Below are 25,977 nucleotides of genomic sequence, written 5' to 3' on the forward strand. Positions count from 1 at the left end.
AACGCCCAGGCTTGCCTTAACCGCACCGTGCTCCACCTCACAGACCCACGTCCACCGGGGCGGTGCACGATGCGGGGGTGCAGCACGTCACCGACTTGGAGCAGCGGTGCGCCGACGCGTGGCCGGCGCTGGTCGACCGGCCGCTCGGGCAGTGGCGGCTGCGGGCCGCGGGCGGGTTCACCGGACGGGCCAACAGCGCCTTGACCACGGGCGATCCCGGGATTCCGGTGGTCGACGCGCTCGCCGAGGTGATCGACTTCGCGACCGCCAACGGCATCGGGCCGGCCGCCCACGTGGTGATCGGCGCGCCCGCCGAGGCCGAGGTCGAGGCCGCCGGGTGGCGGGTCGATGTGGATCACCCGGGCGGGGCGGAGTCGCTGGTGATGACGGGCAGGCCGGCTGGGTTCGCCACCCCGAAGGAAGCCGAGGTGGACATTTCGGACTTCCCGTCTCCCGGATGGTGGGAGCTCGTCGCCCGGCCCGACCCCACCCCCGCGCAGCGGCACGTGCTCGCGTCGGGCGGGCAGGTCGGTTTCGGCGCGGTAGTCCGGGACGGCCGCGTGCTGGCCGCCGTGCGCGGCGCCGTCGTCGGCGACCTGCTGCACGTGGCACGGCTCGCCGTGCGCCCCGAGGCGCGCCGGCTCGGCCTGGCGCGGCGGCTGATGGGCGGTCTGGCCGCGTGGGGCGTCGACCGGGGTGCGACGACGTGCGCGTTGCAGGTGGCCGAGCACAACAAGCCCGCGATCACGCTCTACGAGTCGTTGGGCTGCGTCGAGCACCACCGCTACCGCTACTGGGTGTCGAACCACGCGTAGGCGGCCTTGCGGACCCGTTTCAACGCCGAGCGCTCGCCGAAGTAGTCGCCCACCACGCCGACCACGGGCAGCATGCCCAGCGCCTGGTGGTGCAGCCGGCCCTGCGGGCGCTTGTCCAGCTCGTCCTCCAGCTTCCAGAGGACCTTGGCGAGCTTCCAGATGGTCGCGCCGATCGCCCGGAACGTGGACCGCTCCCGCAGCTCCTCGGTGAGCGCGGCGGTCTGCTCGTCCTCGGTGCTCGTCTCGCCGGGCCGCCGGTCGACCGGCAGCCCGTCGACCTCCCGCTGGAACAGCACGTGCGCGAGCAGCCGCACGCGGTCCTCGGTCGAGGTGAACCCGTGCTCGCCCGCGATGGCCGACAGCAGCAGCCCCTGCCCGGCCGCGCCGAGCGCCGACTGGACGGGCAGCCGGTCGGCGAGCACGCCGCCGATCCCGGGCAGCGCGGCGACCAGCGACACGAGCCGGCCGACCCGGTTGAGCCAGAACTCGTCGCGCTGGAGCACGTCCATCCGCGTCCACGCGGCCGTGCCCGGCACCTTCACCGCGGCCAGCCGGTCCCACAGCTTGTCCACGAGCTTGCGGTCGGCGTCGCGTTCGGCCTCGCGGTCGCGCAGCCCCAGCAGGTTCGCGTCGCGCAGGGTGTCCAGCAGCGGTCCGGTCGCCCGCACGAACGGGCGCAGCGCCCGCACCACGTCCCGGTCAGTGATCGTCTCCGGCACCGGCGGTCCTCCCCATGTGCGCGCCCACCGCGATGGCGCCCGGCAACGCGCCCCCGGCGAACAGCACCAGGGTGCGCCAGTCGTTGAGGAGTACCACGTCCCCTCCCGGTCCGAACAGGCCGAACAGCAACAACGTGCCCGTCCACACCAGCAGCGGCGACACCACGGACAGCGTGCGGCGCCCGTGCCACGAGGCGGCGACGACCAGCATCGGCGTGGTCACGATCGCGAGCACCACCGTGATCGGGAACGGCAGGTCGTCCACGCGCGGGAGCAGGGTGCCGTCCAGCCGCACGGGCAGGAAGAACAGCTCCAGCACCGCGAGCACGAACGCCGCGACCGCGATCCCGACGAGAGCGAGGCGATCGGTCAATCGAGCCCCCCGAACAGGTCTGTCTCCGCGCCCGCCGCGGGACCCTTGGCCAGCACGTAGTACTCGGCCTGCGCGACGGGCTGCGCGATGCCGTTGGACAGCGCGTAGGCGGCCCGGCCCGAGCCGTCCTGCCACACGCTGATCTGCGTGGAGTGGGCGCGCAACGCCCGCAGCTTCGCGACCAGGTGCTCGGAGATGTCGATCGTGGTGGTGATCGCGGCGTCGTCGGTGACCACCAGCTCGTCCTCGGCGGGCAGCCGCCACGGCAGGTCGCCGACCTCGGCCAGCGCCGCCGCGCCCGCCTCGGTCGCGGCGCGGGACGTCACGGCGTGGAAGACGCGGTCCACGTCCGTCGCCGCGGCCGTGGTGATCTCGTGCGCCCGGATGTGGTCGGGGTGCCCGTAGCCGCCGAACGCGTCGTAGGTGACCACGACCTGCGGCTTCACCGACGCGATGATCTCCGACAGGGCGGCGGCCTGCTCGTCGGCCGAGCCGTTGACGAAGGCGCGCGGGTGGCTGTTCGCCTCGACGCCGGCCATCCCGGAGTCCCGCCAGCGGCCGATGCCGCCGAGGAACCGGTGGTCGGTCACGCCGAGGGCCGCGCAGGCGGACCTCAGTTCCGCGACCCGGTACCCGCCGAGCTGGTCGGCGGCGTCCGCGGTCAGCTCCTGGAGCGCCGGCGGGATGATCTCGCCCTCCTCGCCGAGGGTGCAGGTGACCACGGTGACGTGCACGCCCAGCGCGGAGTAGCGGGCGATCGTGCCGCCCGTCCACAGGCTTTCGTCGTCGGGATGTGCGTGTACCAGCAGCAACCGTGGTGGAGCGGTGAGCGTCACCGGAAGAGACTAATCGGTGTGGGGTGGCCGCTGTTCCGCAGCCGGCGGCTCGGTCCCCCGCGAGGCCGCGGGGGACCGATTCCGGAACTCACCCCACCAGCGCCGGGACCACTTCGGCGAAGTGGCACGCCGAGAGCGTGCCGCTGCCGTCGCCGCGCCGTTCCAGCTTGGGCTCCTCGACGGCGCAGATGTCCTGCGCCTTCCAGCACCGGGTGCGGAAGCGGCAGCCCGACGGCGGGTTCACCGGCGAGGGCACGTCACCGGTGAGCACGATCCGCTGACGCCGGCGCTCCACCTTCGGGTTCGGCACGGGCACCGCGGACAGCAGCGCCTGCGTGTACGGGTGCATCGGCCGGGCGTAGATGTCCTCCCGCTCGCCGATCTCGATGATCTTGCCGAGGTACATCACGGCGACCCGGTCGGAGATGTGCCGCACGACCGACAGGTCGTGCGCCACGAACAGGTACGCCAGGCCCAGGCGTTCCTGCAGCTCCTCCAGCAGGTTCACCACACCGGCCTGCACCGACACGTCCAGCGCGGACACCGGCTCGTCCAGCACCACGAGCTTCGGGTTCAGCGCGAGCGCCCGGGCGATGCCGATGCGCTGGCGCTGGCCGCCGGAGAACTCGTGCGCGTACCGGTTGCGGTGCTCCGGGTTCAGGCCCACCAGCTCCATGAGCTCGTTGACCCGGTGCTGCACGTCGCCGCCCGCGTCCGGCGGCAGGCCGTGGATCTTGAACGGCTCGGAGATCAGCTCGTTGATCTGCCAGCGCGGGTTCAGCGACGCGTACGGGTCCTGGAACACGATCTGCATGTCCCGCCGCACGCCGCGCAGGCCCTTGCCGCGCAGCTTGGTGAGCTCGCGGCCCTCGAACTTCACCGAGCCGGACGTCGGCTTGTGCAGCTGGAGGATCGCCCGACCGGTGGTGGACTTGCCGCAGCCGGACTCGCCGACCAGGCCCAGCGTCTCGCCCGGGTAGAGGTCGAAGCTCACCCCGGACACCGCCTGGACCTGCCCCACGGTGCGCGGGATGATGCCGCCGCCGCGCACCGGGAACGACTTGACCAGGTCCTTGACCTCCAGCAGCGGGGTCTCGCCCGGACGTCCGCCCGAGACGAGGCCACCGGCCTGGGGGTTGATGTCTGTCGAGGTCATGAGGTCGGCTTCTCCTCTTCGTGCAACCGAGCTTCGACCACGTCGAGGTCCTCGCTCACCGGGATGTCCGGGTTCGCCATGGTCAGCGACGCGGGGTTCTCGACCACGCCGATCTCGTCGTGGGCGAACAGCCGCTGCGGGTTCTCGATGGTCGCCAGGTGCGCGGAGCGGTGGCACCGCGCGAAGTGGCCTGCCCGGTCGGTCTCCAGCAGCAGCGGCTCGGTCTCGCGGCACTCGTCGATCGCCAACGGGCAGCGGGGCGAGAACGAGCAGCCCTGCGGCAGGTTCATCAGCGACGGGGGCGCGCCCTTGATCGGGGTGAGCCGCTTGCCCAGCAGGTTCGGGTTCGGGATCGAGCCCAGCAGGCCGACGGTGTACGGCATCCGCTGCGCCTCGAAGACCTCGTCCACGGTGCCCTGCTCGACGACCGTGCCGCCGTACATGACCTGCACGCGGTCCACCATGCCCGCCACCACGCCCAGGTCGTGCGTGATGACCATGATGCCCGCGCTCGTCTCGTCCCGGATGCGCAGCAGCGTGTCCAGGATCTGCGCCTGCACGGTCACGTCCAGCGCCGTGGTCGGCTCGTCCGCGATGATCACGTCCGGGTCGTTGATGATCGCCATCGCGATCATCGCGCGCTGCCGCATGCCGCCGGAGAACTCGTGCGGGTACTGCGAGGCGCGGCGGTCCGGCTGCGGGATGCCGACGAGCTCCAGCGCCTCGACGGCCTTGGCCCAGGCGGCCTTCTTCGACACGTCGTGGTGCGCCCGGTGCGCCTCGGCGAGCTGCCAGCCCACCGTGTACACCGGGTTCATCGAGGTCATCGGGTCCTGGAAGATCATCGAGACGCCGTTGCCGCGGACCGGCTGCATCTGCTTGTAGTTCAGGCCGACGAGCTCGCGGTCCTTGAACTTGATCGACCCGCCGATCTTCGCGGTCTTGGGCAGCAGGCCCATGATCGCCATCGACGACACGGACTTGCCGGAACCCGACTCGCCCACGATGCCCAGCACCTCGCCGGGGCCGAGGGTGAACGACACGTCCCGCACCGCGTGCACGGTGCCGTCGTCGGTCGGGAAGTCGACCGACAGGTTCTCGACCCGGAGCAGCTTCTCGCCGCCGGCGGTGTTGTCGAAGATCGACTCGGTCAGGGCCGTCATCTGGTTGCCACCTCCGGCGGCGGTCACGTCCAGCTCGCTCATGCCTTCACCCTCCTCTGCCGCGGGTCGAAGGCGTCCCGGAGACCGTCGCCGATGAAGTTCACCGCGAGTGAGATCAGCACGATGAACACGAACGGGGTGAGGAACAGCCACGGGTGCAGCGTCAGCTCGTTCTTGTTCAGGCTGATCATCAGGCCGAGCGACGTGTCCGGGCTCTGCACGCCGAGGCCGATGAACGACAGCGCGGCCTCCAGCAGCACGGCCTGCGCGATCGCCAGCGTGGCGTTCACGATGATCACGTCCACGGTGTTGGGCAGGATGTGCCGGAACACGATGCGGAACGTGGACGCGCCCAGCGCGCGGGCCGCCTCCACGAACTCCTTCTCGCGCAGCGACAGCACCATGCCGCGGATCACCCGGGCGATCGACAGCCAGCCGATCAGGCCCAGGTAGAGCGCGACGATCAGCCAGTTGCTGCCGCCGCTGCCGCCCGCCACCGCCACCACGAAACTGTTGCGCACCAGCACGGCCGCGATGATCAGGCTGGGGATCACCAGCAGCAGGTCGATGAAGCGGCTGATCAGGGTGTCGACCCAGCCCTTCATGTAGCCGGCCAGCGCGCCCAGGACCACGCCGATGACGGTGGACAGCACCGCCACCACGATCGCGATCTGGAGCGAGAACTGCGTGCCGCGGATGATCAGGGCGACCATGTCGCCGCCCAGCCGGTCCGTGCCGAACGGGTGGTCGGCGCTGGGCGGCAGGTACCGCTTGAAGCCGAGGTCCGTGTACGGGTACTTCCAGAACACGCCGCCGAAGAAGGCGAACAGCACCAGGATCGCGAACAGGACCGAGCCGACCAGGGCGGCCTTGTGCCGGGTGAACCGGCGCAGGACCACCTGCCACTGCTTGCGCGCCGTGGTCGCGTCGAACGTGCTCACCTCGCCGCCCGACTGGGGCGCGGGCGCCTGCGCCACGGGGGAACCGATCTCAGTCAAGGCGAATCCTCGGGTCCAGGAAGGCGTACAGGATGTCCGCGATCAGGTTGAACACGATGATGAACACGGCCGTGAGCATCATGAAGCCGAGCACCTGGTACGGCTCGATCTTCGTGATGGCCTCGACGATGAACTTGCCCATTCCGGACCAGCTGAAGACCGTTTCGGTGATCACCGCGCCGCCGAACCCGGCGCCGATGTTGAGCGAGGAGACCGTGATGATCGGGATGAGCGCGTTGCGGAACGCGTGCCGGAAGATCGACCGCGCCTCCGAAATGCCCTTCGCCTGCGCCGTGCGGACGTAGTCGGCGTTGAGCGTCTCCAGCATCGAGGCGCGCTGGAAACGACTGTAGAGCGCGAACTGGATGACCACCAGCGAAATGGTGGGCAGGATGTACGCGCCGCTGTACTGGAACACCTGCTGGCCGAAGCTTCCGCCGAACCCGTCGCCTGGCGGACCCGCCGTGATGATCCACCGGTCGGCCCCGATGGACTCCAGCCAGTTGTTCAGCTCGATACCACCGGCCTTGAGCACCAGGGCGACGCAGAACAAGGGCATCGAGAACATGGCGAACGATATTCCGGTCGCCGTGTAGTCGAATATCGAATACTGTCTGACCGCGCCGATGACACCGACGGCGATGCCGAGCAGCAACGCGATCAACTCCGCGCCCAGGATCAGCCGCAGCGTGACGCCGAAGGCCTTGAGCAGCTCGTCCTTGACCGGCTTGCCCGCGTTGCCGGGGACGACGGACTCGCCCCAGTCACCGGTGACGAAGTCGCCGGCCCAGTTTACGTAGCGCTCCATGAACGGCTTGTTGTAGCCCGTCCGCTCGTACGCGGCAGCGATTTCCGCCGGTGTCCGGGCCTTCTGGAGCTTCCACTCGCCCAGGGGATCACCCATGGCGTTGACCAGACCGAAGCAGAGGAATGAGGCGACGATCAACAGCGGAATCGAGATCAACAACCGCCGGATTATGTAACGGAACATGACGAGTCTCTAGTCTCCCTAGGCACCCCCGCGTGCAAGCGTGGGAGCCTACCGGACGCGGACACCCTCCGGGGGGCCGGTGCTTGTGGCACCGGCCCCCCGGCGGTTGGGTCGTGCTTTTCCAGCTGGGCTCACCGAGCCCGGCGTCTACTACTTCTTCTGCCAGGCGTACAGGTTCCAGGTCACGCCACCGCCGACACCGATGTACGAGATCGGCCCGATGTCCGCGCTCGACGCCGCGAAGTCGGTCAGCTGGAACAGCGGGACACTGTGCAGGTCGTCCCGCATGATCTTGTCCGCGTCGTTCATCATGGTGATGCGCTTCTGGTAGTCCAGCTCGCTGTTCGCGGCCGCCCACTTCTCCGTCAACGCGGCGGAGTCGTAGTTGTTGTAGTTGGCCGTGCCGCCCTTGTCCTTCTGGGCGTAGTTGCCGTACGCGCCGGCCTTCAGCGGCTGGCCGACCCACGCGAACAGCGCGGCTTCGAACTCGCTGGCCGGGAGGCGCTTGTCGTTGAAGTCGGCCGCCTGGTCGTCGACGATCTCGATGCCGGCCTGCTTGCACTTGTCCTGCAGGATGCGGACGGTGTCCGCACGGCGCTGGACGATCTTGTGGCCGAGCTTGAAGGACGCGCGGAACTCGCCCTTGGTGTAGATGCCGTCGGCGCCCTGCTTCCAGCCGCCGTCCTCGAGGGTCTTCTTGGCCGCCGCGACGTCACCCTTGCCGGTGTCGCTGTAGTGGTCCTCGTAGCCGACCTCGTTCGGCATGAACGTCAGGCTGCCCAGCGGCTTGGCGTTCGGGTCCACGTCCGCCACGAGCTTCTCGACCAGGCCGTCGCGGTCGAAGCACTGGGCGATCGCCGTGCGCAGGTCCTTGTTCTCCTTGAACAGGGGCAGCGCCATGTTGAAGTCGACGTGCTCGTACGTCTGGCCACCGGCCGCGAAGACGTTGAACGCGCTGTCACCGCGCAGCTGCTGCGCCACGGCGGCGTCGGCCTGCGGGGCGATGACCTGGACTTCCTTGTTCTGCAGCTGCTGAGCGGCAGACTGGGCGTCCGTGTTCGTCTTCAGGATGACCTTGGACGGGCCACCGGGGTTGCCCCACCACTTCGGGTTGCGCTCCAGGACCGTCTGGTCCTTGAGGTCGGCCGAGGTGATGACGTACGGACCGCCGGACAGCGCGACCGCCGGGTCGAAGCCCCGCCAGCCGGTCGTGTAGAACTCGGCGATCTTCTTGACCGTGTCGTCGTTCTGCGCGGGCGAGATCTTGGTGATGTCCGCGACGCCGGTCTTCTGCTCCAGGATGTGCGCCGGCAGCAGGCTGTCGCTACCGGGCTGCGAGAACAGGGCACGGTAGTCCGCGAACGCCTTGTCCTTGAAGAACGTGGTGGTGATGGTCTTGCCGTCGTCGGAGCACTCGAGCTTCTCGATGTCCTTGTAGCCCGTGTCGGACGAGTCGAAGATCGAAGCTTCCGTGCCGTCTTCGCCCTTGACGGTGGCCTTGCTCGTCGCGGCCAGCCACTTGAGGTGGAAGTCGTCGCAGTCGATGGCTTCGCCGTCGGACCAGACGGCGGCCTTCTGGACCTTCCACTCGATCGCCTGCGGGTCGCTCGACGTCACCTTGATGGACTCCATCAGGTCACCGTCGATCTTGATGATGACCTTGCCGTCGACCAGCTCGGTGATGTACGGCGAGGGCTGCACGTTCGACAGCGCGATGGTGCTCGCGAAGTTGTTCGTCGCGCCGATGTTGTTGTTGTAGTTGCTGAAGCCCTCTTCGACGGCGATCGCGACCTCGCCGATGTCGTCCACCTTCGGACGCTTCAACAGCTCGTCCTGACCACCGATCGCGCCGGGGTCGAGGTCCTGCGGCCCGCCTTGATCGCCGCTGCCCGAGCCGCCGCCGCCGCACGCGCTCAGCACGAGCGCGGCTCCGGTCAACAGCGCAAGCGCCGAGACAGCCTTTGATCTCCTCATCGACACGTGCCCTCCTAGCACTGGGTTGGAGCGACCGTTTGGGCCGACTTCCACCCATAACCGTGATGTGCCAAACGCGCCCCGAACCGACACACCGTTGCAGCACGATAAGAACCAGTGCGCGGCACGGTCACTGCCCATCGGCCGATCGTGACCAAAGGGTGACACGTTGGTCGCAGCATGCGACTCCGTCGTTACCGGGCGGGAGCGTTCGTTAACCGGACGACGAGAATACTGTCAATACTGCACCGCGAACGCATCTTGAAGCCAGTGTTTCGTCCGGGTCAACGGTCAACGTTCCACGCGCCGCCAGGAGCGCGCGGTGCTCAGCGGACCGGCGAACGGAGCACCGGCGGAGACGTTCTCCGCCTCCGGTAGGACCACCAGCAGGTCCGCTACCTGGAACAACGGTAGCGAGACGGCCTGCTGCCAGAGGATCGGCTCGATGGTCCGGAGGGCGTCGGCGAGCAGCACCTGGCCGCTGAGGGCCTGGTCGATCACCGGCTGGACCGCCTGGTCGCAGAAACCGGACAGATTCGCCGGAAAGGGTGTACCGCCGTCCTCGGGTGACGGACGGCACCCGAATGTGGAAGCCAGAACGGCCGCGGAATCGCCGGTGTCGACCTGTGGCACGACGGCAATGTCGACGGGCTCATTGGAAGGGGCGGTATCCGACAGATCTTGGCCGAACAACTGATTGGGCGGCGTTGTCAGGACGCGCGCGGCGATTCCGGACAATGACAGTTGACGCTGGACGCGGTTCGCGACGGTCACGTACGGCTCGATCCCGGCGGGTGCGGCGATGGTCAACTCGAACGGCTTGCCGTCCCTCAACCACTGCCCGCCCTCCGGTCGGGTGTAACCCGCCTCGGTGAGCAGTAGCACCGGGTCACCGGCCTTGGCGGGCATCGTCGGGAGGTGGCCGGGCTTGCTCGGCGGGATCACCTGGGCGTCCGCGCGGAGGCCCGCGCTGGGTCCGCTCCGGGTGCCGGTGGCGATCAGGTCGTCGCGGTCGAGCAGGTTCATCACGGCGGTGCGGACCCGCAGGTCCTGCATGCGCGGCGAGGCGGGCCGGAAAAGCAGCTGGACGACCTCCGCGCGGGGCACGACCACGCTGGCGAGCGACCTGGTCTTGGCCAGCTCGTCGATGTCCTTGACCGCGATGGCGTCCGCGTGGATGAGGGCGACCTGGTCGTCACCGGTGTTCAGCGCCTCGATCGTGTCGTGCTGGTTCGCGCGGCGCAGGATCACCCGGTCGAGCGCGGGCGGCGCCTCCCAGAAGCGGTCGCTGCGCTCGAGGATGATCTCGCCGCGCGGCTGGTCGAGCGTGCGGACCGCGAACGGCCCCGCGGTCGCCGGGAAGCTGTCCGCGAGGGCCGCACCCCACCCCCCGGGCGCGTCTTTCAGCAGGTGGGCGGGCAGGAGGTTGCGGAACAGGCTGCGCCAGCCGGGGTAGGGCTTGTCGAACACGACCTCGACGACCTTGCCGCCCTCCCGGCTGGCGATGTCGTCGATGAGCCGGTACCCGGCGGGGTCGACCACCCCGGGCTCCTCCCGCATCCGCTGCCACAGGTAGACGAAGTCCTCCGCCGCGATGGGCGCCGAGTCCGACCAGCTGGCATCCCGCCGCAACGTGTACGTCACCGTGTAGGGGTCCGCGCTGGTCACCTCGGCGCTCACCACGAGGTCCAGGTCGAGCTTCGGGCTGCCGTCCGCGTCGGTCCGGAAGGTCGAGGGCAGGAGCAGCGCGGACAGCGCCGTCGTGACGCTGCTCTGACCGGCCAGCGTGTGCGGGTTGTAGCCGCCCTTGACGTCGTCCACGCCGACGACGACCTCGTTCTGCTTCTCCTTCGGCACGACCGTCACCCCGGGCGTCGACGGCACGAGGGGCAACGGCGGCGCGGCCGTGCAACCCGCTCCGACCAGCGCGAGCGCAGCCACCACCGCAAGAACCCTCCGCGTCCCCATGGGTACGAGCGTGCCAGACGACGCTGACAGTTGACTCCCAACCCCACCACTGCCCACGCGACACGCCCCGGTGGCATTCGCACGCCGGGCGCGTCGGTCGACGTCGACGGATGCGTCGCCAACGCCGCGGCCGGGATCGGCGATCGGTCCGGCGTCAACGGCAGCCCGGGCCCGCGATCGCGCGGGCGGGCGGGGGCCACCGGGTGCGGCAGCCGGGGCCGGCGGGCACCGGGCGGCGGCTGGACGGGCGGGCGCGGAGCCGGGGCGCAGGCGGCGGAGGGCGCGCAGGGCGGCCGGCCCGGCGGGCGCGGGCGCGGGGCCAGGCGTGCGGGCGCGGAGGCCGGGCCGCACGGGCGTGGGCCGGCGGCGTGGGCGCGAGTGGGCGCGGCGTGCGGCCAGGCGTGTGGCCGGGGCGCGGGTGTGGCGGCGGGGCGGGGCCGGGGGCCCGGTGCGGGCAGGTGGTGGGCGGGCTGTGGGGGTGGCGGGCGGGAGTGGTGGTGGCCGGTGGGTGTGGGAGGTGGTGGGGATCGGGGGGTGGTCGGCGGCGGGGCGGTCGGTCGGTTTCCTCATGTTCCAACCGAGGGGCGGTAACAGCGTTACCGTACATTTTTGGCCTATGTTCACCCGATCGTGTTCAGTGGTCACGGGTGGAGGGGCGGTGAACCGACGGGCACCCCCGGCCGAAGCCGGGGGTGCCCGTCGGACAGACCCTATATATAAGGAGCGGCGGTCAGCCCCGCAACTTGTTGCGGCTGCGCTCACGGCCGCGCTGGTTGGCGTCCAGGATCACCTTGCGCACCCGCACGACCTCCGGCGCGACCTCGACGCACTCGTCGGCGGCGCAGAACTCGAGCGCCTCCTCCAGCGACAGCTTCCGCGGCCGGGCCAGGGTCTCCATCACGTCGGCCGTCGACGTGCGCATGTTCGTCAGCTTCTTCTCACGGCAGACGTTGACGTCCAGGTCCTCCGCGCGCGGGTTCTCGCCGACGACCATGCCCTCGTACGCCTCGGCGCCGGGCTCGACGAAGAACGTGCCCCGGTCCGCCAGCTGGATCATCGCGTACGCGGTGATCTGGCCCGACCGGTCGGCGACGAGGGAGCCGTTGTGCCTGGTCCGGATCTCGCCGGCCCACGGGGCGTAGCCCTCGGACACGGCGTTCGCGATGCCGGTGCCGCGCGTCTCGGTGAGGAACTCGGTGCGGAAGCCGATGAGGCCGCGCGACGGCACGACGTACTCCAGCTTGATCCGCCCGGAACCGTGGCCGGACATGTTCTCCATCCGGCCCTTGCGGTTGGCCAGCAGCTGGGTGATGGCGCCCAGGTGCTCCTCGGGCGCGTCGATCGTCAGCCGCTCGAACGGCTCGTGCAGCTTGCCGTCGACGGTCTTGGTGACCACCTGCGGCTTGCCGACGGTCAGCTCGAAGCCTTCGCGCTTCATCTGCTCGACGAGGATGGCCAGCGCCAGCTCACCGCGGCCCTGCACCTCCCACGTGTCCGGCCGCTCGGTCGGCAGCACGCGCACCGACACGTTGCCGACCAGCTCCGAGTCCAACCGGGCCTTGAGCACCCGCGCGGTCAGCTTGGTGCCGCCGCCGCGACCCGCCAGCGGCGAGGTGTTGACGCCGATCGTCATCGAGATCGCGGGCTCGTCCACGGTGATCCGCGGCAGCGGCTCGGGGTTGTCCACGTCGGCGAGCGTGTCGCCGATGGTGATGTCCGGGATGCCGGCGATGGCGACCAGGTCACCGGCCTTCGCCGACTCGGCGGGCACGCGGTCGAGCGCCTCGGTGATCAGTAGCTCGGTGATGCGGACCTTCTGGATCGTGCCGTCCTCACGGCACCAGGCCACCGTCTCGCCCTTGCGGATGGTGCCCGCCTCGATCCGGCACAGCGCGATGCGGCCGAGGAACGACGACGCGTCGAGGTTGGTCACCAGCGCGCGCAGCGGCGCGTCGGAGTCGCCCAGCGGGGCCGGGATGTGCTTGAACAGGACCTCGAACAGCACGTCGAGGTTCTCCTCGTCGGGCAGGCCGCCGTCCTCGGGCTGGTTGAGCGAGGCCCGGCCGGCGCGCGCCGAGGCGTAGACGACCGGCAGGTCGAGCACCGAGTCGTCGGCGCCGACCTCGCTGGCCAGGTCGAGCAGCAGGTCGTGAGCTTCCTCGACGACCTCGGAGATCCGGGCGTCGGGGCGGTCGACCTTGTTCACCACCAGGATCACCGGCAGGCCGGCGGCCAGGGTCTTGCGCAGCACGAACCGGGTCTGCGGCAGCGGGCCCTCGGAGGCGTCGATGAGCAGCACGACGCCGTCGACCATGGAGAGGCCGCGTTCGACCTCGCCGCCGAAGTCGGCGTGACCCGGGGTGTCGACCACGTTGATGGTGACGGGACCGTCGGGCGTGTGGCGGCGCACGGCGGTGTTCTTGGCCAGGATCGTGATGCCCTTCTCACGTTCCAGCTCGCCCGAGTCCATGACCCGGTCGACGAGCTCGGCACGTTCGGAGAAGGCCCCGGACTGGCGGAGCATGGCGTCGACGAGGGTCGTCTTGCCGTGGTCAACGTGCGCGACGATCGCGACGTTGCGCAGGTCGTTGCGGACCAGCGTTTCCTTGATCGACGCGGTGGCCGTGGGCACGCGGAACTCCTAGAGCTGTTTGTGCGAGGGAAGCCAGGCGCCGGACGTTGGATCGCGCGCAGCCTCAGTACAGCTTACCGGGCGGAGTGCCCTTACCACACACGGACGGCAGGTGAGGTCAGCCTCACCTACTCTGAGGACACCCGGATGAGTGGAGCACGCCGCGTGGGCAAGGTCAAGGTGAAGAAGAAGTGCTGCCGTTCCACACCGAGGTGCAAGAGCTGTCCGGTCGTGGTGCTGCTCAAGGCGCGGGAGAAGGCCGCGAAGAAGGCGGCCAAGCAGGAGCGCAAGGCTCGGAAGGAGCGGGAACAGGGCAAGAAGGCCGGGAAGAAGAGCGGGAAGAAGGGCGACCTGAAGCCGGCCGCGTGAGGGCCGCCGCCCGGCCGACGCCGGGTGGGACGAGGCCGCCCGCGGCTAGCCCACCACCGCCTCGTTGATCCCGGCCAGCTCGGGCGCGGTCCGGGTGGCCTGGAACTCCACCACCTGGTACTTCGCCAGCTTGCCGACCGCGAACGGGTCGGTGGCCAGCAGCGCGTCCAGCTTCCCGCGCGCCATCGGCCGCGCGATGATCACGCCGCCCACGCGGGGCACCTGCCGGCCCGAGGCCAGGAAGTACCCGGCCTCGTACTGCTTCCTCAGCCACTCCACGTGGTCCGGGAGGGCGTAGTCGACCTCGTCCAGCGGTGCGGTGTACTCCAGCAGCACGACGTACATAGAAGAAATGTAGACCCCCGACACACGGGGGTTACACGCTAGAATCGCGGTTGTGCGCACTCTTTACCCGTTCTGGTGGTCCGCCTTCAGGCGGCCCTGAGAACTGCGCGTCAGACGAACGCAGGCCGCCCGCCGGGGCGGCCTTCGTGCTTTCGGGGTCGGGTCGAGCGGGCAGACCCCGAAGGGATCACCATGATCAGGCTGTCCGCGATCACCCCGTCCGGCCCCGTCCAGCTCGGCAACTACCTCGGCGCGATCCGGCGGTGGGCCGCCGAGGGCACCGAGGAGGACGTCTACTTCATCAGCGACCTGCACGCGATGACGACGTCGCACAACCCGTCACGACTGCGATCGCTGACCCGGGAGCAGCTGGCGGTGCTCATCGCCGCCGGTGTCGACCCGAGGTCGGTGGCGGTGCAGTCCGACCTGGTCCGCGAGCTCGGCGCGCTGACGTGGGTGCTGGAGTGCACCTGCACCTACGGCGAAGCGGCCCGGATGATCCAGTTCAAGGAGAAGTCGGCGGGCCGGTCGTCGGTCCGGTTGAGCCTGCTCACGTACCCGGTGCTGATGGCGGCCGACATCCTGCTGCAGGGCGCGCACGAGGTGCCCGTCGGCGACGACCAGCGGCAGCACGTGGAGCTGGCGCGGGTGCTGGCGCGGCGGTTCAACGGCACTTACGGCGAGGTGTTCACCATGCCCCGGTCCGTGGTGCCGCCGACCGCGGCGCGGGTCCGCGACCTGGCCGATCCGACGCGGAAGATGGCCAAGACGGCGAAGGACGCGGCGGGCACCGTGTTCGTGCTCGACCCGCCGGACCTGGTGCGGCGCAAGATCCGGCGTGCGGTGACCGACGACCGGGGTGAGGTGCGTTACGCGCCGGAGGAGCAGCCGGGCGTGGCCAACCTGCTGGAGATCCTGGCGGCGTGCACCCGGAAGGACCCGGCGGAGCTGGCGGGTTCGGTGAAGGACTACTCGGAGTTGAAGGAAGCCGCGGCGGACGCGGTGATCGAGGAGCTGCGTCCCGTGCGCGAGGTGACGCAGGGGCTGCTCGACGACCCGGCCGAGCTGGACCGGGCGCGGGCGTACGGCGCGGAACGCTCGCGTGAGCGGTGCCGCCACCGCCTCGACGCCGCCCTACGCATGTCCGGCCTGGGCTGACCTCCACCCCGCGCGAGAGTCCAACCTCCACGCCGCGTGAGTCCTACCTCCAGAACGCGCGTGTCCTACGTTCGGAACGCATGTGTCCTACGTTCAGGCACCCCGAGTTGAACGTTCAGCACAAGATCCACTGCGCTGAGCGTTCAACTCGGGTGTTCTGAACGTAGGACACGCGTGACGTGAACGTTGGACTCGCGCGGGGTGGGGGTTGGACTCTCGGGGGTCAGGGGAGGAGGGGGCGGAGGGCGGGGAGGAGGACGCGGTCGGCGGGCAGCCAGTCGACGGAGTCGAGGGTGGCGGAGGTCAGCCAGCGGATCGCCTGGTGGTCGGTGGGGGTCGGGGTGCCCGAGGTCAGGGTCGCGGCGTAGGCGCGGAGCAGGAGGTCGGGGCGCAGGGGGACGTCCGGGCCGATCCGGTCACCGGGGGTGACGGTCACGCCCAGTTCCTCCGCGCACTCGCGGACCACGGCGGCGTGGTCGGTCTCGTCCGGCTCCACGCGCCCACCCGGGAGCTCCCACTTGCCGGCCGCCTCGGGCGGGTAGCTGCGCTGCTGGGCCAGGAGGCGGCCGTCGTGGACGATCGCGGCACCCACCACCACGCGCGCCCTCAACAGCTCGGTGCTGCGCGCGGCCACCGCGGCGGCACGCGCTTGCAGCACTTTCAGGGCCAGGCCGCGGCCCACGAGGACGTCCGCCAGCCGGCCGAACGGCCCGCCGGGGCTCGACCACTCGACCGAGTCGACCACCATCGTGCCGCCGCCGGTGTGCAGCAGGTCCGTGACCAGCGTGAACTTCGGCAACGGCCCGCCGACCAGCTCCGCCGACACGCCGGTGGTGTCGGCCCGCGTCACGACCAGCGTGCCGTTCACCGGCCCCACGGACCCGGCCAGCGAGGCACCCACGTGCAGCACGGGCGCCCCGCCGGTGATCCGCACGCCCAACCCCCGCACGGCACGGGCCAGCAGTCGCGCGTCGAGCAGCGCGGCGGCGACGGTCCGCAACGGCGCGTCGACGAGGGTGGTGGTTCTCAGCTCGGGCACGGTCGCCCATCCTGTCAGAGGCGCGGTCACCGGTAGAGCGGCCAGCGCACCTCCAGCCGGGCGCCGCCCTCCGGCGACTCGCCCGCCCGGATCGTCCCCCGCCGCCGCCGCACGAGGTGCGCGACGAGCGCGAGGCCCAGCCCGAACCCGCCGGTGGCCCGTCCCCGGTCCGACTCGACCCGGTAGAAGCGGTCGAACACCTTCTCCCGGTGCTCTTCGGGGATGCCGTGCCCGTCGTCGTCCACGAGCAGCCGCACCTCGCGCGCGGCCGGCAGCACGGAGATCCGGATGAACGTCCGGGCGTACCGGGCGGCGTTGCGCAGCAGGTTGTCCAGCACCAGCTCGACCTCGGCGCCCGCGGCGGAGATCAGGCACGCGCTCATGGGCGCGGCCAGCTGCACCAGCAGCTCCGTCTCCCCCAGCCGGTCGACGGCGGCCTGCGCCTGCAGCACGAGGTCGACGGGTTCGGCGCGCGGCAGTTCGCCGGTGTCGGCGCGCGCCAGGATCAGCAGCGCGTCCACCAGGGCGGACAGCCGCACGGATTCCTCGACCACCGATTCGAGCACTTCGATGGAGAAGTCCGGGTCGGGGTGCGCCACCGCCACCTCGGCCTGCGCCCGCACGGACGTCACGGGTGAGCGCAGTTCGTGCGCGGCGTCGCCGGTGAACCGGCGCAGCCGTTCGGTGGCTTCGTCGCGTCGGGCCAGCAGGGCGTTCAGCGCCTCCGCCAGGGCTTGCAGCTCGTCCCGCGCGGCCGGCACGGGCAGGCGTTGCCCGCGCGGCAGCTCCGCCGCGGCCACCCGCATCCGCTCCACGGGGCGCAGCGACGACCGCACGGCCAACCACGTGGCGATCCCGACGAGGCCCGCGACCAGCACGGCGGCCACCGCGAGCCACCGGGTGCCCAGCTGGTTCGCCTCGCGGTAGCCGACGAGCGTGTCGCCGGCGACGTGCAGCCGGGGTGTGCCGTCCGCGGCGAACTGGACCCGGCCGACCCACCGGTGCGCGCTGGGGCCGTCGATCCGCAGCACGGGTTCGCCGGACTTGAGCGCGCGGATCTCGGCCGCGGTCAGGTCGGGCTTCGGCCCGCCGTCCAGGGGGTTGCCGGCGGTGTCGAGCACGCGGGCGTCCTCCGCCTTGGACAGCTCCCGGTCCACTGCGTTGACCTGCACGAACCCGATCAGCTGGGGTGCCAGGAGGGTGAACGCGAGCAGGCACAGCAGGGCCACTCCGGTCGCCACGACGGTGATCCGGAACCGCAGGGTGCGCCGCAGCCACCAGCGGCGCGGCGGCCACCACCGGCGCGGGCTCACCTGCGCCTGGTCCCCGCCGAACCCAGCGCCGCGTCGAGGTCGGGCGTGGACGCCAGGTAGCCGTGGCCGCGCACGGTGCGCACGACCTCGCCCGCGCCCATCGCGTCGAGCTTGCGCCGCAGGTAGCCGACGTACACCTCGACCGCGTTGCGGGTGGCGGCCTGCTCGTCGCCCCACACGGTGCGCAGCAGCTCGTCCTTCGTCACGACCGAGCCGGCCCGGCTGGCCAGCACGTCGAGCACGGCGTACTCGCGCGGCGACAGCGAGACCGGCTCGCCGGCCCAGCTCACCTCGCGCAGGGCGCGGTCCACCACCAGCTCGCCCAGCTTGAGCCGGCGCCGCGCCAGGTCGGTGGAGTTGCGCCGGAGCAACGCCCGGACCTGCGCCACGAGCACCACGAACGAGAACGGCTTGACCAGGTAGCCGTCGGCGCCGAGGTCGAGCCCGTCGGCCTGGTCGACCTCGCCGTCCTTGGCGGACACCATCAGCACGGGCGTGCGCACCCCTTCGGCGCGCATCCGCTGCAACACCCGGTAGCCCGACAGGCCGGGCAGCATGATGTCCAGCAGCACCACGTCGAACGCGCCGGTCAACGCCACGCGCAGGGCGTTGGGGCCGTCGGCGGCGGTCACCACTTCCATGCCCTCCGCGGACAGCCCGCGTTCCAACGCGCGGCGCACGCCGATCTCGTCGTCCACAACCAGCACCCGTGGTCTCACGTCCCCCAGCATGCCCCGTGAGGAGGACAATCGGGGCGAGAGTCTCAGTGCGCTCTCAGCGTCCGGGCCGCTCTCAGCCCGGTCTCAGGGCTCGCGGAGGAGTGTCTGGGTTGTCGGGCCGCAAGGGGCTGCCCGGCAGAGGAGGGGACATGAACCGGAGAAAGGTGACCGTCGTGGCGGCGGCGGTGGGCGTGGTCGCCGGCGCGGCCGGGCTGGGGCTGCTCGCGATGCCCGCCGGCGCCGGTCCCGCGCCGGTGCTGCCGGACGTGAGCGCCGAGGCGCTGGTCGAGTCCGTGCTGCAGGCGAAGCCGGCCGCGTTCGGCGGCACCGTGGACGTGGACAACGACCTGGGCATCCCGGCCATCGCGGGCGTGCCGCAGGCGTCGGACGGCGCCAGCAACCTGCGGATCTGGACCGACGGGCAGGGCAAGCTGCGGGTGCAGCTGCCCGGCGGCGACTCCGAGCGCACGTTCGTCGACGACGGGCAGACGGCGTGGCTGTGGAACTCGGCCGAGCAGACCGTCGGCAAGATGCCGCACGGGTCGTTCGAGCGGACCAAGCCGGGGCTCGGCGTCGGGCGGGGCGAGCCGGACGGGCAGCAGGCCCTGCCGACGGACCCGGTGACGTTGTCGCGCCAGGTGGTCGCGGCGATCCAGGAGTACAGCGACGTCACCGTCGACGGCACCGCGCGGGTGGCGAACCGGCCGGTGTACGAGCTGGTGCTGACGCCGAAGCCGACCGAGAAGACGGTGCTGCGCGAGGTGCGCGTCGCGGTCGACTCGGAGCTGCGGATGCCGCTGCGCGTGGCCGTGCTGACCAACGGCACGGACGCGCCCGCCGTGCAGGTCGGGTTCTCCGAGCTGACCGTCGGCCCGCAGGACGCGTCGCTGTTCGCGTTCACCCCGCCCGCCGGGGCGAAGGTGACCGAGCCGAACGCCGACGAGCCGTCGGCCGAGGACAAGGCCGCCGCCGAGCAGGCGTTCACCGAGGCGAACCCGCAGGTCATCGGCGAGGGCTGGGACACCGTGCTGGCCGCGCGCGTGCCGGCAGGCGCCTTGGCCGGGCTGGCGGACCGGCAGGGCGAGCAGGGCCGGCAGGGCGAGCGCCCGGGGCGTTGGCAGGAGGACGGCCGGGACGCGGACGTCGACGTGCAGGGCCTGCTCAAGCAGCTGGGCAAGCAGGTCAGCGGCGACTGGGGCTCGGGCACGCTCATCACCACGCGGGTCGGTGGCGTGCTGATCGCCGACGACGGCCGGGTGGCCGCGGGCGCGGTGCCGGAGCAGGTGCTCGTGGACGCGATCGGCCAGGTCAAGTGACCACCTCGACCAGCGCGCGGGTGGAGCCGGTGAGCACCGGCTCCACCCCGGTCCTCGCGGCCCGGACGCGGGGGCTGCGCAAGGTGTACGGGCGCACGGTCGCGGTGGACAGGGTGGACCTCGACGTGCCGCAGGGGGCGGTGCTCGGGATGCTCGGCCCCAACGGGTCGGGCAAGACCACCACGATCCGCATGCTGCTCGGACTGGTGCGGCCGACCGAGGGCGAGGTCGAGCTGCTGGGCGAGGCGTTGCCCGACGGCGTCGCCCAGGCGTTGCCGCACGTGGGCGCGCTGGTCGAGGGTCCGGGGTTCCACCCGTTCCTGTCGGGTCGGGAGAACCTGCGGCGGGCGGCGGCCTTCGAGCCGCTGCTCGCCTCGGGCGACATCAGGCAGGCCGTCGAGGACGCGCTGGAGCGGGTCGGCCTCGGCGCCGCCGCGCACCGGCGCTACCGGGGGTACTCGCTGGGCATGAAGCAGCGGCTGGGGCTGGCCTCGGCGCTGCTGGTGAAGCGGAAGCTGATCGTGCTGGACGAGCCGACCAACGGCCTGGACCCGGCGGGCACCCGCGAGGTGCGCAAGGTGATCGCGGACCTGCACGAGGCGGGCAGCACGGTCGTCGTGTCGTCGCACCTGCTCAGCGAGATCGAGGCGACGTGCACGCACGTGGCCGTGCTGCACCGGGGAACCGTGGTGGCGCAAGGGGAACTGGCCGAGCTGCTGCACGCGGACAGCAGTTCGCTGCTGGTCGTCACGCCGGACGTGGACGACGCGCTGAACGCGTTGCGCGCCGGTCGGATCTCGGCGCGCCCGATCTCCGCCGGCGGAGCCGGTGACGAGGCCACCGAGGGGGTGCGGGTCGAGCTGATGGGCACGACCGCACCTGTGGTGGTGCGGACGCTGGTGGACGCCGGGGTCGAGGTGCACGAGGCGCGTCGCCACCGCACCGGTCTGGAGGACCTGTTCGCCCGGCTCACCGAGGCCGAGGAGTCCGAGCACAACCTGTCCGCCGTGGACACGATCGAGGAGGGGGCCCGATGAGCGCGCTGGTCGCCACGCGCGCTCCGCTGGGCAGGCAACTGCGCTCGGAGCTGCGCTGGATCGTGCGCCGGCCGCGGACGGTGATCGGGCTGGCGTCGCTGTGCCTGGTGCCGGTCCTGGCCGGGATCGGGCTGTGGTTCGCGGTGGACGGCGACGGTCCCGCCGGGCCGGGTCTGGCCGCCATCATCGCGGGCAACGGGCTGGTGCTGCCGGTGTTCACGCTGTTCCTGGCGCTGCCGCTGCTGCTGCCGCTGGTCGGCGCGATCTGGGCGGCCGACGGGTTGGCGGGCGAGGCGCAGCACGGCACGTTGCGCGGGCTGATGATCTCGCCGGTGGGCCGGCTGCGGCTGCTGGGGATCAAGGCGTTCGGCGTGGCCACGATGACGTTGGTCGCGGTGACGCTGATCGCGTTCGTCGGCGCGATCACCGGCGTGGTGCTGTTCGGCGGCGAGGGGATGCTCACGCTGTCGGGGTCCACGCTGTCGTTCGGCGCGGCGCTCGGGCGGATCGCGCTGACGATCCTGCTGGTCACCGTGCAGGTGTGGGGTGTGGCGGCGATCGCGATGGCGATCTCGGCGTGCACCGAGCACCCGTTGGTGGTGATGGCGGCGACGATGGCCGGTGTGATCGTGTTCGCGGTGCTGGGCGTCTTCAGCGCGTTGGACTGGCTGCACCCGTACCTCATCACGTCCGCGTGGGAGGGCTTGACCGACGTGATGCGCGACCCGTTGCCGACCGAGGGGTTGTGGCGGAGCACGGCGTTGGCGGGGTGCTACGTCCTGATCGGGCTGTCCCTGGCGGCGATGCGGTTGGCGACCAAGGACAATTAGCCCGGTGGAGACCGAGCGGTTGGTGTTGCGCGAGTTCGTCGAGTCCGATGTGGACGCCGTGGTGCGACTGCTCGGCGAGCCGCGGGTGATGCGGTACGTCGAAGACGGCAAGCCGGTGCCGCGGGCCGACGTGGAGCGGGTCGTGCTGCCGAGGCTGCTCGGCGGCGGCTGGTGGGCCGCGCACCTGAAGGAGTCGGGGGACTTCATCGGGTGGTTCGAGCTGAGCCCGGTGGACAGGGGTGTGGCCGAGCTGGGGTACCGGCTGCACCCCGACCACTGGGGGCGCGGTTACGCGACCGAGGGCGCGGCGGCGCTGGTGGAGCACGGGCGTGCGGCCGGGTTGACGCGGATCGTGGCGTACGCGATGACGGTGAACACCGGGTCGCGGCGGGTGCTGGAGAAGGTCGGGCTGCGGCACGTGCGGACGTTCCACGAGGACTGGCCCGAGCACATCGAGGGCGCCGAACACGGGGACGTGGAGTACGCGCTCGACCTCAGCCGATGACGGCGACCCCGTCGAGGTCCACGGACAGGGTGACGCGGTCGCCCGGCGACGGTGGTGCGGCGACCGGGGCGACCGCCTCGAAGTCCTCGCCCTCCAGCCGCACGAGCAGGCGCACGTGGTCGCGGCGGTGGACGCGTTCCAGGACCTCGGCCCCGATCGGGCCGGCCGGGTCGACGCGCAGGGCCGTGGCCCGCAGGCCGACCCGCGCGGCCACGCCCACCAGGCGCTCGGCGGCCTCGGGCGGGAGGACCTTGCCGCAGCCCAGGAACCGCGCGGTCTCGACGTCGGCGGGGCGCCGCCACACCGAGGACGGCTCGCCGACCTGCACGACCCGGCCCGCCCGCATCACCGCCACGCGGTCGGCCAGGGTGAACGCCTCGTCGTGGTCGTGCGTCACCACCAGCGCGGTCGCGCCCGTCTCCCGCAGCAGGCGCGCCAGGTCCACCGCCAACTGCTCCCGCAACGCCCGGTCCAGCGCGGAGAGCGGCTCGTCCAGCAGCAGCAGCTTGGGTCGCGGCGCGAGGGCACGGGCCAGGGCCACCCGCTGCTGCTCGCCGCCGGACAGCTCGGTCACCCGGCGGTCGGCGTAACCCGACAGGCCGACCAGGTCCAGCAGGGCGGCCACCCGCTTCTCCCGCGCCTCCCGCTCCACCCGGCGCATCCGCAGCCCGAACGCCACGTTGCCCGCCACGTCCCGGTGCGGGAACAGCTGGCCGTCCTGGAACACCAACCCGAAACCCCGCCGGTGCACGGGCGTGCCCGCCAGGTCGACGCCGTCCCACGACACGGTCCCGGCGGCCGGCGGCTCCAACCCGGCCACCGCCCGCAGCAACGTCGACTTGCCGCACCCGGACGGCCCGAGCAGCGCCACCACCTCGCCGTCCCCGATGGCCAGGTCCACCTCCGACACCGCGGTCACCGGCCCGTAGGCCACGCTCACCCCGTCGACCCGCAACGACATCAGAACTCCCCGCCGCTCGGCACCCGCAACCGCTCGATCACCAGCACGGCCGCCGTGGTCACCACCATCAGCAACGCGCACGCCGCGTAAGCCATCTGGCTGTTCAGCTCGCCCGGCCGCGACATCAGCCGCGCGATCACCACCGGCAGCGTCGGCGCGTCCGGCCGGGCCAGGAAGCTCGTCGCGCCGAACTCGCCCAACGCCACCACGAACCCGAACCCGGCCGCCGCCAGCAGCGACCGCGACGCCAGCGGGAGGTCCACCTCGCGCCACACCCGCCACGGGCTCGCGCCCAACGTCGCCGCCGCCTGCCGCAGCCGCTCGTCGACCGCGCGCAGCACCGGCAGCACGATCCGCACGATCAACGGCGTCACCACCAGCGCCTGCGCCAACGGCACCAGCAGCGGTGACGTGCGGAAGTCGCCGGGCAGCGCGTCCATGGTGACCAGGTAGCCGAAGCCGAGCGTCACGGCCGACACGCCCAGCGGCAGCATCAGCGCGGTGTCCAGGGTCTCCGCGAACCACGACCCGTGCCGCCGCAACCCCACGAGCACGACCGCGGACGTCACGCCGACCAGCAGCGCCACCAGCGTGGCGTCGGTGGCCGTGCGCACCGAGTTCAGCGCCGCGTCCAGCCCGGACACCGCCAGCGTGCCGCGCTCCCCCGTGCCCGCCAGCGCCGCGTACCCGGCGAAGCTCCAGCCGTCGTCCGTGGCGAGCGACCTGGCGATCAGCCCCGCCACCGGCGCCAGCAGCGCCGCCACCACCAGCCACGCCGCGACGACCACGCCCCACTCGCCGCCGGTGGGCCGGCGGGGCGGCTCGACCCGCAGCGACAGGGACTTCTCGCGCTTGCGCCGGGCCAGGGCGCCGACCACCAGCACCGCGATCACGGCGACGAACTGGACCAACGACAGCGCGGCGGCGCCCGACAGGTCGAACAGCTCCACCGTGCGCAGGTAGATCTCGGTCTCCAGGGTGCGGTGACGCGCGCCGCCGAGCACCAGCACCACGCCGAAGCTGGTGGCGCAGAACAGGAACACCACCGACGCCGCCGACCCGATCGCGGGCGCCAACGACGGCAGCACGACGGAGGTGAACGCCCGCGAGCGCGACGCGCCCAAGGCCCGTGCCGCGTCCTCGGCCCGCCGGTCGACCCGCGCCCACAGGCCGCCGACCGTGCGGGCGACCACGGCGACGTTGAAGAACGCGTTGGCCAGCACGATCGGCAGCACGCCGCCGTCTGGCCACAGCGCCCGGAACGCGAGCCCCACCACCACGGTCGGCAGCACGAACGGCACCATGACCGCCGCGCGGACCAGCCCGGCGCCCCGCACCCGGCACCGGGCCAGCAGGAACGCCACCGGCAGGCCCGCGACCAGCGCCAGCGCCGTCGCCGCGGCGGCCTGGCCGAGGGTGAACCCGACCAGGTCCCACGTGTCGGCGCGGGCCAGGACCGGCAGCACGCCGCCCTCGCCCAGGCCGAGCCCGACGATCGCCAGCACCGGCCACGCGAAGAACACGCCCAGGAACGCCAGGGGCAGGAGCGCGGCGAGCGCCCAGGCCGACCGCGGGCTCAGGCGGGTGGTCGGGCGTGGGGTCAGCCTTGGACCAGCGTGCGCCACTGCTGCACCCACTGCTCGCGGTTCGCGTCGACCTGGGCGGCGGGCAGCGACCGCGCGGAGGCGGGCAGCGGCGCGGCCTTCGTCCACGCCTCCGGCAGGGTGACGCCCTCGCGTGACGGGTAGACGTACATCTGGCCCGGCACGTCGGCCTGCACCTGCTCGCCGAGCAGGAAGTCCACGACCTTCTCGGCGTCCTCGCGGTTCTTGGCGCCGTTCAGCACACCCGCGTACTCGACCTGGCGGTAGCAGGTGTCCAGCAGCGCCTTGGTGCGCGGCGTGCCGTCGTCACCGATCTCCGCCGACGGCGACGACGCGTAGGACACCACGACGGGCCGCGGCCCCTTGCCGCTGGAGCCGGAGAAGTCCTGCGTGTAGGCCTCTTCCCACCCGCTGACGACCTTCACGCCGTTGGCCTTGAGCTGACCCCAGTAGTTCGTCCAGTTCCGCTCGCCGAACGTGGCGATGGTGCCGAGCAGGAACGCCAGGCCCGGCGAGGACGTCGCCGGGTCCTCGACCACCAGCATGTCCTTGTACTTCGGGTCGGCCAGGTCGGCGTACTGCTTCGGCTCGCCGATGTCCTTGAACGCCGCGACGTCGATGTTCAGGCACACGTCGCCGACGTCGACGGCGTGCAGCCGGTTCGGCGGGTCGAGCTGGTAGCGCTGCGCGCCCTGCTGCGCCTCGGGGCTCGCGTACTCGGCGAACACCCCCTCCTTCAGGGCGCGGGAGGCGAACGTGGAGTCCACGCCGAAGGCGACGTCGCCGATCGGGGCGTCCTTGGTCAGCACCAGCTTGTTCGTCATCTCGCCGGCGTCACCGCCGGCCAGAGGCTTGATGGTGATGCCGGTGTCGGCCTTGAACTTCTCCAGCAGCTCCGGGCTGAGGGCGAACGAGTCGTGCGTCACCAGCGTGACGACCCGCTCCCCCGGCGCCGGCGCGTCGGACGTGGTCACCGAACAGGCCGTGAGCAGCGCGAACGCGGTCACGGCGGGCAGCACTCGTCGGAACATCATCTCTCCCTACACCGGCATGACCCGGATCAGGTGTGGACGGTCGAAGGCTCGCGCGCCTTCCTCTCAGCCCGGCGCAGCACCGGACTCCCGTGGCGAACGCGCAGCTTACCCCGCGCGGTGAG

At 71.6% G+C, this 25,977-nt stretch carries 24 protein-coding genes; 7 read left to right on the forward strand and 17 right to left on the reverse strand.

Annotation, left to right across the window (positions count from 1 at the left end; all coding sequences use genetic code 11):
* Window positions 1-77 precede the first annotated feature (77 nt).
* Window positions 78-815 carry a GNAT family N-acetyltransferase gene (locus tag EDD40_RS18770; RefSeq protein WP_123744074.1) on the forward strand — a complete coding sequence of 246 codons (738 nt, stop codon included), beginning with the start codon at window positions 78-80 and terminating at the stop codon, window positions 813-815.
* Here EDD40_RS18770 and EDD40_RS18775 read toward each other — a convergent pair.
* From EDD40_RS18775 to typA, 10 genes are all read right to left on the reverse strand, one after another.
* A complete protein-coding gene (locus EDD40_RS18775) occupies window positions 791-1,534 on the reverse strand; it encodes a hypothetical protein (protein WP_123744075.1) in 744 nt (247 codons plus the stop codon). The genes EDD40_RS18770 and EDD40_RS18775 overlap by 25 nt on opposite strands.
* Complete coding sequence (locus EDD40_RS18780) at window positions 1,515-1,907, reverse strand: hypothetical protein (protein WP_123744076.1); 393 nt, start codon at window positions 1,905-1,907, stop codon at window positions 1,515-1,517. The genes EDD40_RS18775 and EDD40_RS18780 overlap by 20 nt, the downstream gene beginning before the upstream one ends.
* Complete coding sequence (mshB, locus tag EDD40_RS18785) at window positions 1,904-2,743, reverse strand: N-acetyl-1-D-myo-inositol-2-amino-2-deoxy-alpha-D-glucopyranoside deacetylase (protein WP_123744077.1); 840 nt, start codon at window positions 2,741-2,743, stop codon at window positions 1,904-1,906. Before mshB ends, EDD40_RS18780 begins: the two co-directional genes overlap by 4 nt.
* Window positions 2,744-2,831: 88 nt before the next feature.
* Window positions 2,832-3,899 carry an ABC transporter ATP-binding protein gene (locus tag EDD40_RS18790; RefSeq protein WP_123744078.1) on the reverse strand — a complete coding sequence of 356 codons (1,068 nt, stop codon included), beginning with the start codon at window positions 3,897-3,899 and terminating at the stop codon, window positions 2,832-2,834.
* Window positions 3,896-5,062 (reverse strand): ABC transporter ATP-binding protein, encoded by a 1,167-nt coding sequence (locus EDD40_RS18795; protein ID WP_123748124.1) that lies wholly within the window; start codon window positions 5,060-5,062, stop codon window positions 3,896-3,898. The genes EDD40_RS18790 and EDD40_RS18795 overlap by 4 nt, the downstream gene beginning before the upstream one ends.
* 38 nt (window positions 5,063-5,100) lie before the next feature.
* Entirely contained in the window at window positions 5,101-6,060 is a 960-nt protein-coding gene (locus EDD40_RS18800; protein ID WP_123744079.1) for an ABC transporter permease, read from the reverse strand.
* Window positions 6,053-7,051, reverse strand: coding sequence for an ABC transporter permease (locus tag EDD40_RS18805; RefSeq protein WP_123744080.1), 999 nt, complete (start codon window positions 7,049-7,051; stop codon window positions 6,053-6,055). Before EDD40_RS18805 ends, EDD40_RS18800 begins: the two co-directional genes overlap by 8 nt.
* A gap of 150 nt (window positions 7,052-7,201) precedes the next feature.
* Window positions 7,202-9,025, reverse strand: coding sequence for an ABC transporter family substrate-binding protein (locus tag EDD40_RS18810; protein ID WP_123744081.1), 1,824 nt, complete (start codon window positions 9,023-9,025; stop codon window positions 7,202-7,204).
* Between the two features lie 291 nt (window positions 9,026-9,316).
* Window positions 9,317-10,993: an ABC transporter family substrate-binding protein gene (locus EDD40_RS18815; RefSeq protein WP_123744082.1), complete on the reverse strand. Its 1,677-nt coding sequence runs from the start codon at window positions 10,991-10,993 to the stop codon at window positions 9,317-9,319.
* 730 nt (window positions 10,994-11,723) lie between these two features.
* On the reverse strand, window positions 11,724-13,625 hold the full coding sequence (gene typA / locus EDD40_RS18820) for a translational GTPase TypA (protein WP_123744083.1): 1,902 nt from the start codon (window positions 13,623-13,625) through the stop codon (window positions 11,724-11,726).
* A gap of 147 nt (window positions 13,626-13,772) precedes the next feature.
* Here typA and EDD40_RS18825 point away from each other — a divergent pair, with 147 nt between their 5' ends.
* The gene (locus tag EDD40_RS18825; protein ID WP_123744084.1) at window positions 13,773-13,994 is read left to right on the forward strand and encodes a hypothetical protein; all 222 of its coding nucleotides are present in this window, start codon (window positions 13,773-13,775) and stop codon (window positions 13,992-13,994) included.
* 45 nt (window positions 13,995-14,039) lie between these two features.
* Here the strand turns inward: EDD40_RS18825 and EDD40_RS18830 are convergent, their stop codons facing one another.
* Window positions 14,040-14,339: a YciI family protein gene (locus tag EDD40_RS18830; protein ID WP_123744085.1), complete on the reverse strand. Its 300-nt coding sequence runs from the start codon at window positions 14,337-14,339 to the stop codon at window positions 14,040-14,042.
* 192 nt (window positions 14,340-14,531) lie between these two features.
* On the opposite strand from EDD40_RS18830, the gene trpS reads away from it, so the two are divergent.
* Window positions 14,532-15,497, forward strand: a complete 966-nt coding sequence (trpS, locus tag EDD40_RS18835) for a tryptophan--tRNA ligase (RefSeq protein WP_123744086.1) — start codon at window positions 14,532-14,534, stop codon at window positions 15,495-15,497.
* A gap of 223 nt (window positions 15,498-15,720) precedes the next feature.
* On the opposite strand, the gene EDD40_RS43670 is transcribed toward trpS, so the two are convergent.
* Genes EDD40_RS43670 through EDD40_RS18850 form a run of 3 tightly spaced genes read right to left on the reverse strand, consistent with a single transcriptional unit; the run spans window position 15,721 to window position 18,580 of the window.
* Window positions 15,721-16,536: an NUDIX domain-containing protein gene (locus EDD40_RS43670; RefSeq protein ID WP_246037727.1), complete on the reverse strand. Its 816-nt coding sequence runs from the start codon at window positions 16,534-16,536 to the stop codon at window positions 15,721-15,723.
* Window positions 16,537-16,562: 26 nt separating this feature from the next.
* Window positions 16,563-17,849 (reverse strand): sensor histidine kinase, encoded by a 1,287-nt coding sequence (locus EDD40_RS18845; protein ID WP_123744087.1) that lies wholly within the window; start codon window positions 17,847-17,849, stop codon window positions 16,563-16,565.
* On the reverse strand, window positions 17,846-18,580 hold the full coding sequence (locus EDD40_RS18850) for a response regulator transcription factor (protein WP_123744088.1): 735 nt from the start codon (window positions 18,578-18,580) through the stop codon (window positions 17,846-17,848). The genes EDD40_RS18845 and EDD40_RS18850 overlap by 4 nt, the downstream gene beginning before the upstream one ends.
* 137 nt (window positions 18,581-18,717) lie before the next feature.
* Here EDD40_RS18850 and EDD40_RS18855 point away from each other — a divergent pair, with 137 nt between their 5' ends.
* From EDD40_RS18855 to EDD40_RS18870, 4 genes are read left to right on the forward strand one after another with little or no spacing between them, the layout of a single operon-like run.
* Window positions 18,718-19,884: a LolA family protein gene (locus EDD40_RS18855; protein ID WP_123744089.1), complete on the forward strand. Its 1,167-nt coding sequence runs from the start codon at window positions 18,718-18,720 to the stop codon at window positions 19,882-19,884.
* Window positions 19,881-20,921, forward strand: a complete 1,041-nt coding sequence (locus EDD40_RS18860; protein WP_123744090.1) for an ABC transporter ATP-binding protein — start codon at window positions 19,881-19,883, stop codon at window positions 20,919-20,921. The genes EDD40_RS18855 and EDD40_RS18860 overlap by 4 nt, the downstream gene beginning before the upstream one ends.
* Complete coding sequence (locus tag EDD40_RS18865) at window positions 20,918-21,751, forward strand: ABC transporter permease (RefSeq protein ID WP_123744091.1); 834 nt, start codon at window positions 20,918-20,920, stop codon at window positions 21,749-21,751. Before EDD40_RS18860 ends, EDD40_RS18865 begins: the two co-directional genes overlap by 4 nt.
* Window positions 21,752-21,755: 4 nt before the next feature.
* Complete coding sequence (locus EDD40_RS18870; protein ID WP_246037728.1) at window positions 21,756-22,256, forward strand: GNAT family N-acetyltransferase; 501 nt, start codon at window positions 21,756-21,758, stop codon at window positions 22,254-22,256.
* On the opposite strand, the gene EDD40_RS18875 is transcribed toward EDD40_RS18870, so the two are convergent.
* Genes EDD40_RS18875 through EDD40_RS18885 form a run of 3 tightly spaced genes read right to left on the reverse strand, consistent with a single transcriptional unit; the run spans window position 22,246 to window position 25,852 of the window.
* Window positions 22,246-23,217: an ABC transporter ATP-binding protein gene (locus EDD40_RS18875; protein ID WP_123744093.1), complete on the reverse strand. Its 972-nt coding sequence runs from the start codon at window positions 23,215-23,217 to the stop codon at window positions 22,246-22,248. The two genes, EDD40_RS18870 and EDD40_RS18875, sit on opposite strands and share 11 nt — an antisense overlap.
* Window positions 23,217-24,821 carry an ABC transporter permease gene (locus EDD40_RS18880; RefSeq protein WP_246038334.1) on the reverse strand — a complete coding sequence of 535 codons (1,605 nt, stop codon included), beginning with the start codon at window positions 24,819-24,821 and terminating at the stop codon, window positions 23,217-23,219. The genes EDD40_RS18875 and EDD40_RS18880 overlap by 1 nt, the downstream gene beginning before the upstream one ends.
* Entirely contained in the window at window positions 24,818-25,852 is a 1,035-nt protein-coding gene (locus EDD40_RS18885; protein WP_123744095.1) for a thiamine ABC transporter substrate-binding protein, read from the reverse strand. Before EDD40_RS18885 ends, EDD40_RS18880 begins: the two co-directional genes overlap by 4 nt.
* Window positions 25,853-25,977: the final 125 nt, after the last annotated feature.

Origin of the sequence: Saccharothrix texasensis (genome assembly GCF_003752005.1) — a bacterium.
GTDB lineage: Bacteria > Actinomycetota > Actinomycetes > Mycobacteriales > Pseudonocardiaceae > Actinosynnema > Actinosynnema texasense.

Excerpts from the sequence above, each read along its gene's own strand:
- EDD40_RS18790 (WP_123744078.1), bottom strand. The coding sequence starts at position 3,899 with ATGACCTCGACAGACATCAACCCCCAGGCCGGTGGCCTCGTCTCGGGC.
- EDD40_RS18885 (WP_123744095.1), bottom strand. The coding sequence starts at position 25,852 with ATGTTCCGACGAGTGCTGCCCGCCGTGACCGCGTTCGCGCTGCTCACG.
- EDD40_RS18825 (WP_123744084.1), top strand. The coding sequence starts at position 13,773 with ATGAGTGGAGCACGCCGCGTGGGCAAGGTCAAGGTGAAGAAGAAGTGC.
- EDD40_RS18815 (WP_123744082.1), bottom strand. The coding sequence starts at position 10,993 with ATGGGGACGCGGAGGGTTCTTGCGGTGGTGGCTGCGCTCGCGCTGGTC.
- EDD40_RS18850 (WP_123744088.1), bottom strand. The coding sequence starts at position 18,580 with ATGCTGGGGGACGTGAGACCACGGGTGCTGGTTGTGGACGACGAGATC.
- EDD40_RS18855 (WP_123744089.1), top strand. The coding sequence starts at position 18,718 with ATGAACCGGAGAAAGGTGACCGTCGTGGCGGCGGCGGTGGGCGTGGTC.
- EDD40_RS18795 (WP_123748124.1), bottom strand. The coding sequence starts at position 5,062 with ATGACGGCCCTGACCGAGTCGATCTTCGACAACACCGCCGGCGGCGAG.
- EDD40_RS18830 (WP_123744085.1), bottom strand. The coding sequence starts at position 14,339 with ATGTACGTCGTGCTGCTGGAGTACACCGCACCGCTGGACGAGGTCGAC.
- EDD40_RS18875 (WP_123744093.1), bottom strand. The coding sequence starts at position 23,217 with ATGTCGTTGCGGGTCGACGGGGTGAGCGTGGCCTACGGGCCGGTGACC.
- trpS (WP_123744086.1), top strand. The coding sequence starts at position 14,532 with ATGATCAGGCTGTCCGCGATCACCCCGTCCGGCCCCGTCCAGCTCGGC.
- EDD40_RS18865 (WP_123744091.1), top strand. The coding sequence starts at position 20,918 with ATGAGCGCGCTGGTCGCCACGCGCGCTCCGCTGGGCAGGCAACTGCGC.
- EDD40_RS18810 (WP_123744081.1), bottom strand. The coding sequence starts at position 9,025 with ATGAGGAGATCAAAGGCTGTCTCGGCGCTTGCGCTGTTGACCGGAGCC.
- EDD40_RS18805 (WP_123744080.1), bottom strand. The coding sequence starts at position 7,051 with ATGTTCCGTTACATAATCCGGCGGTTGTTGATCTCGATTCCGCTGTTG.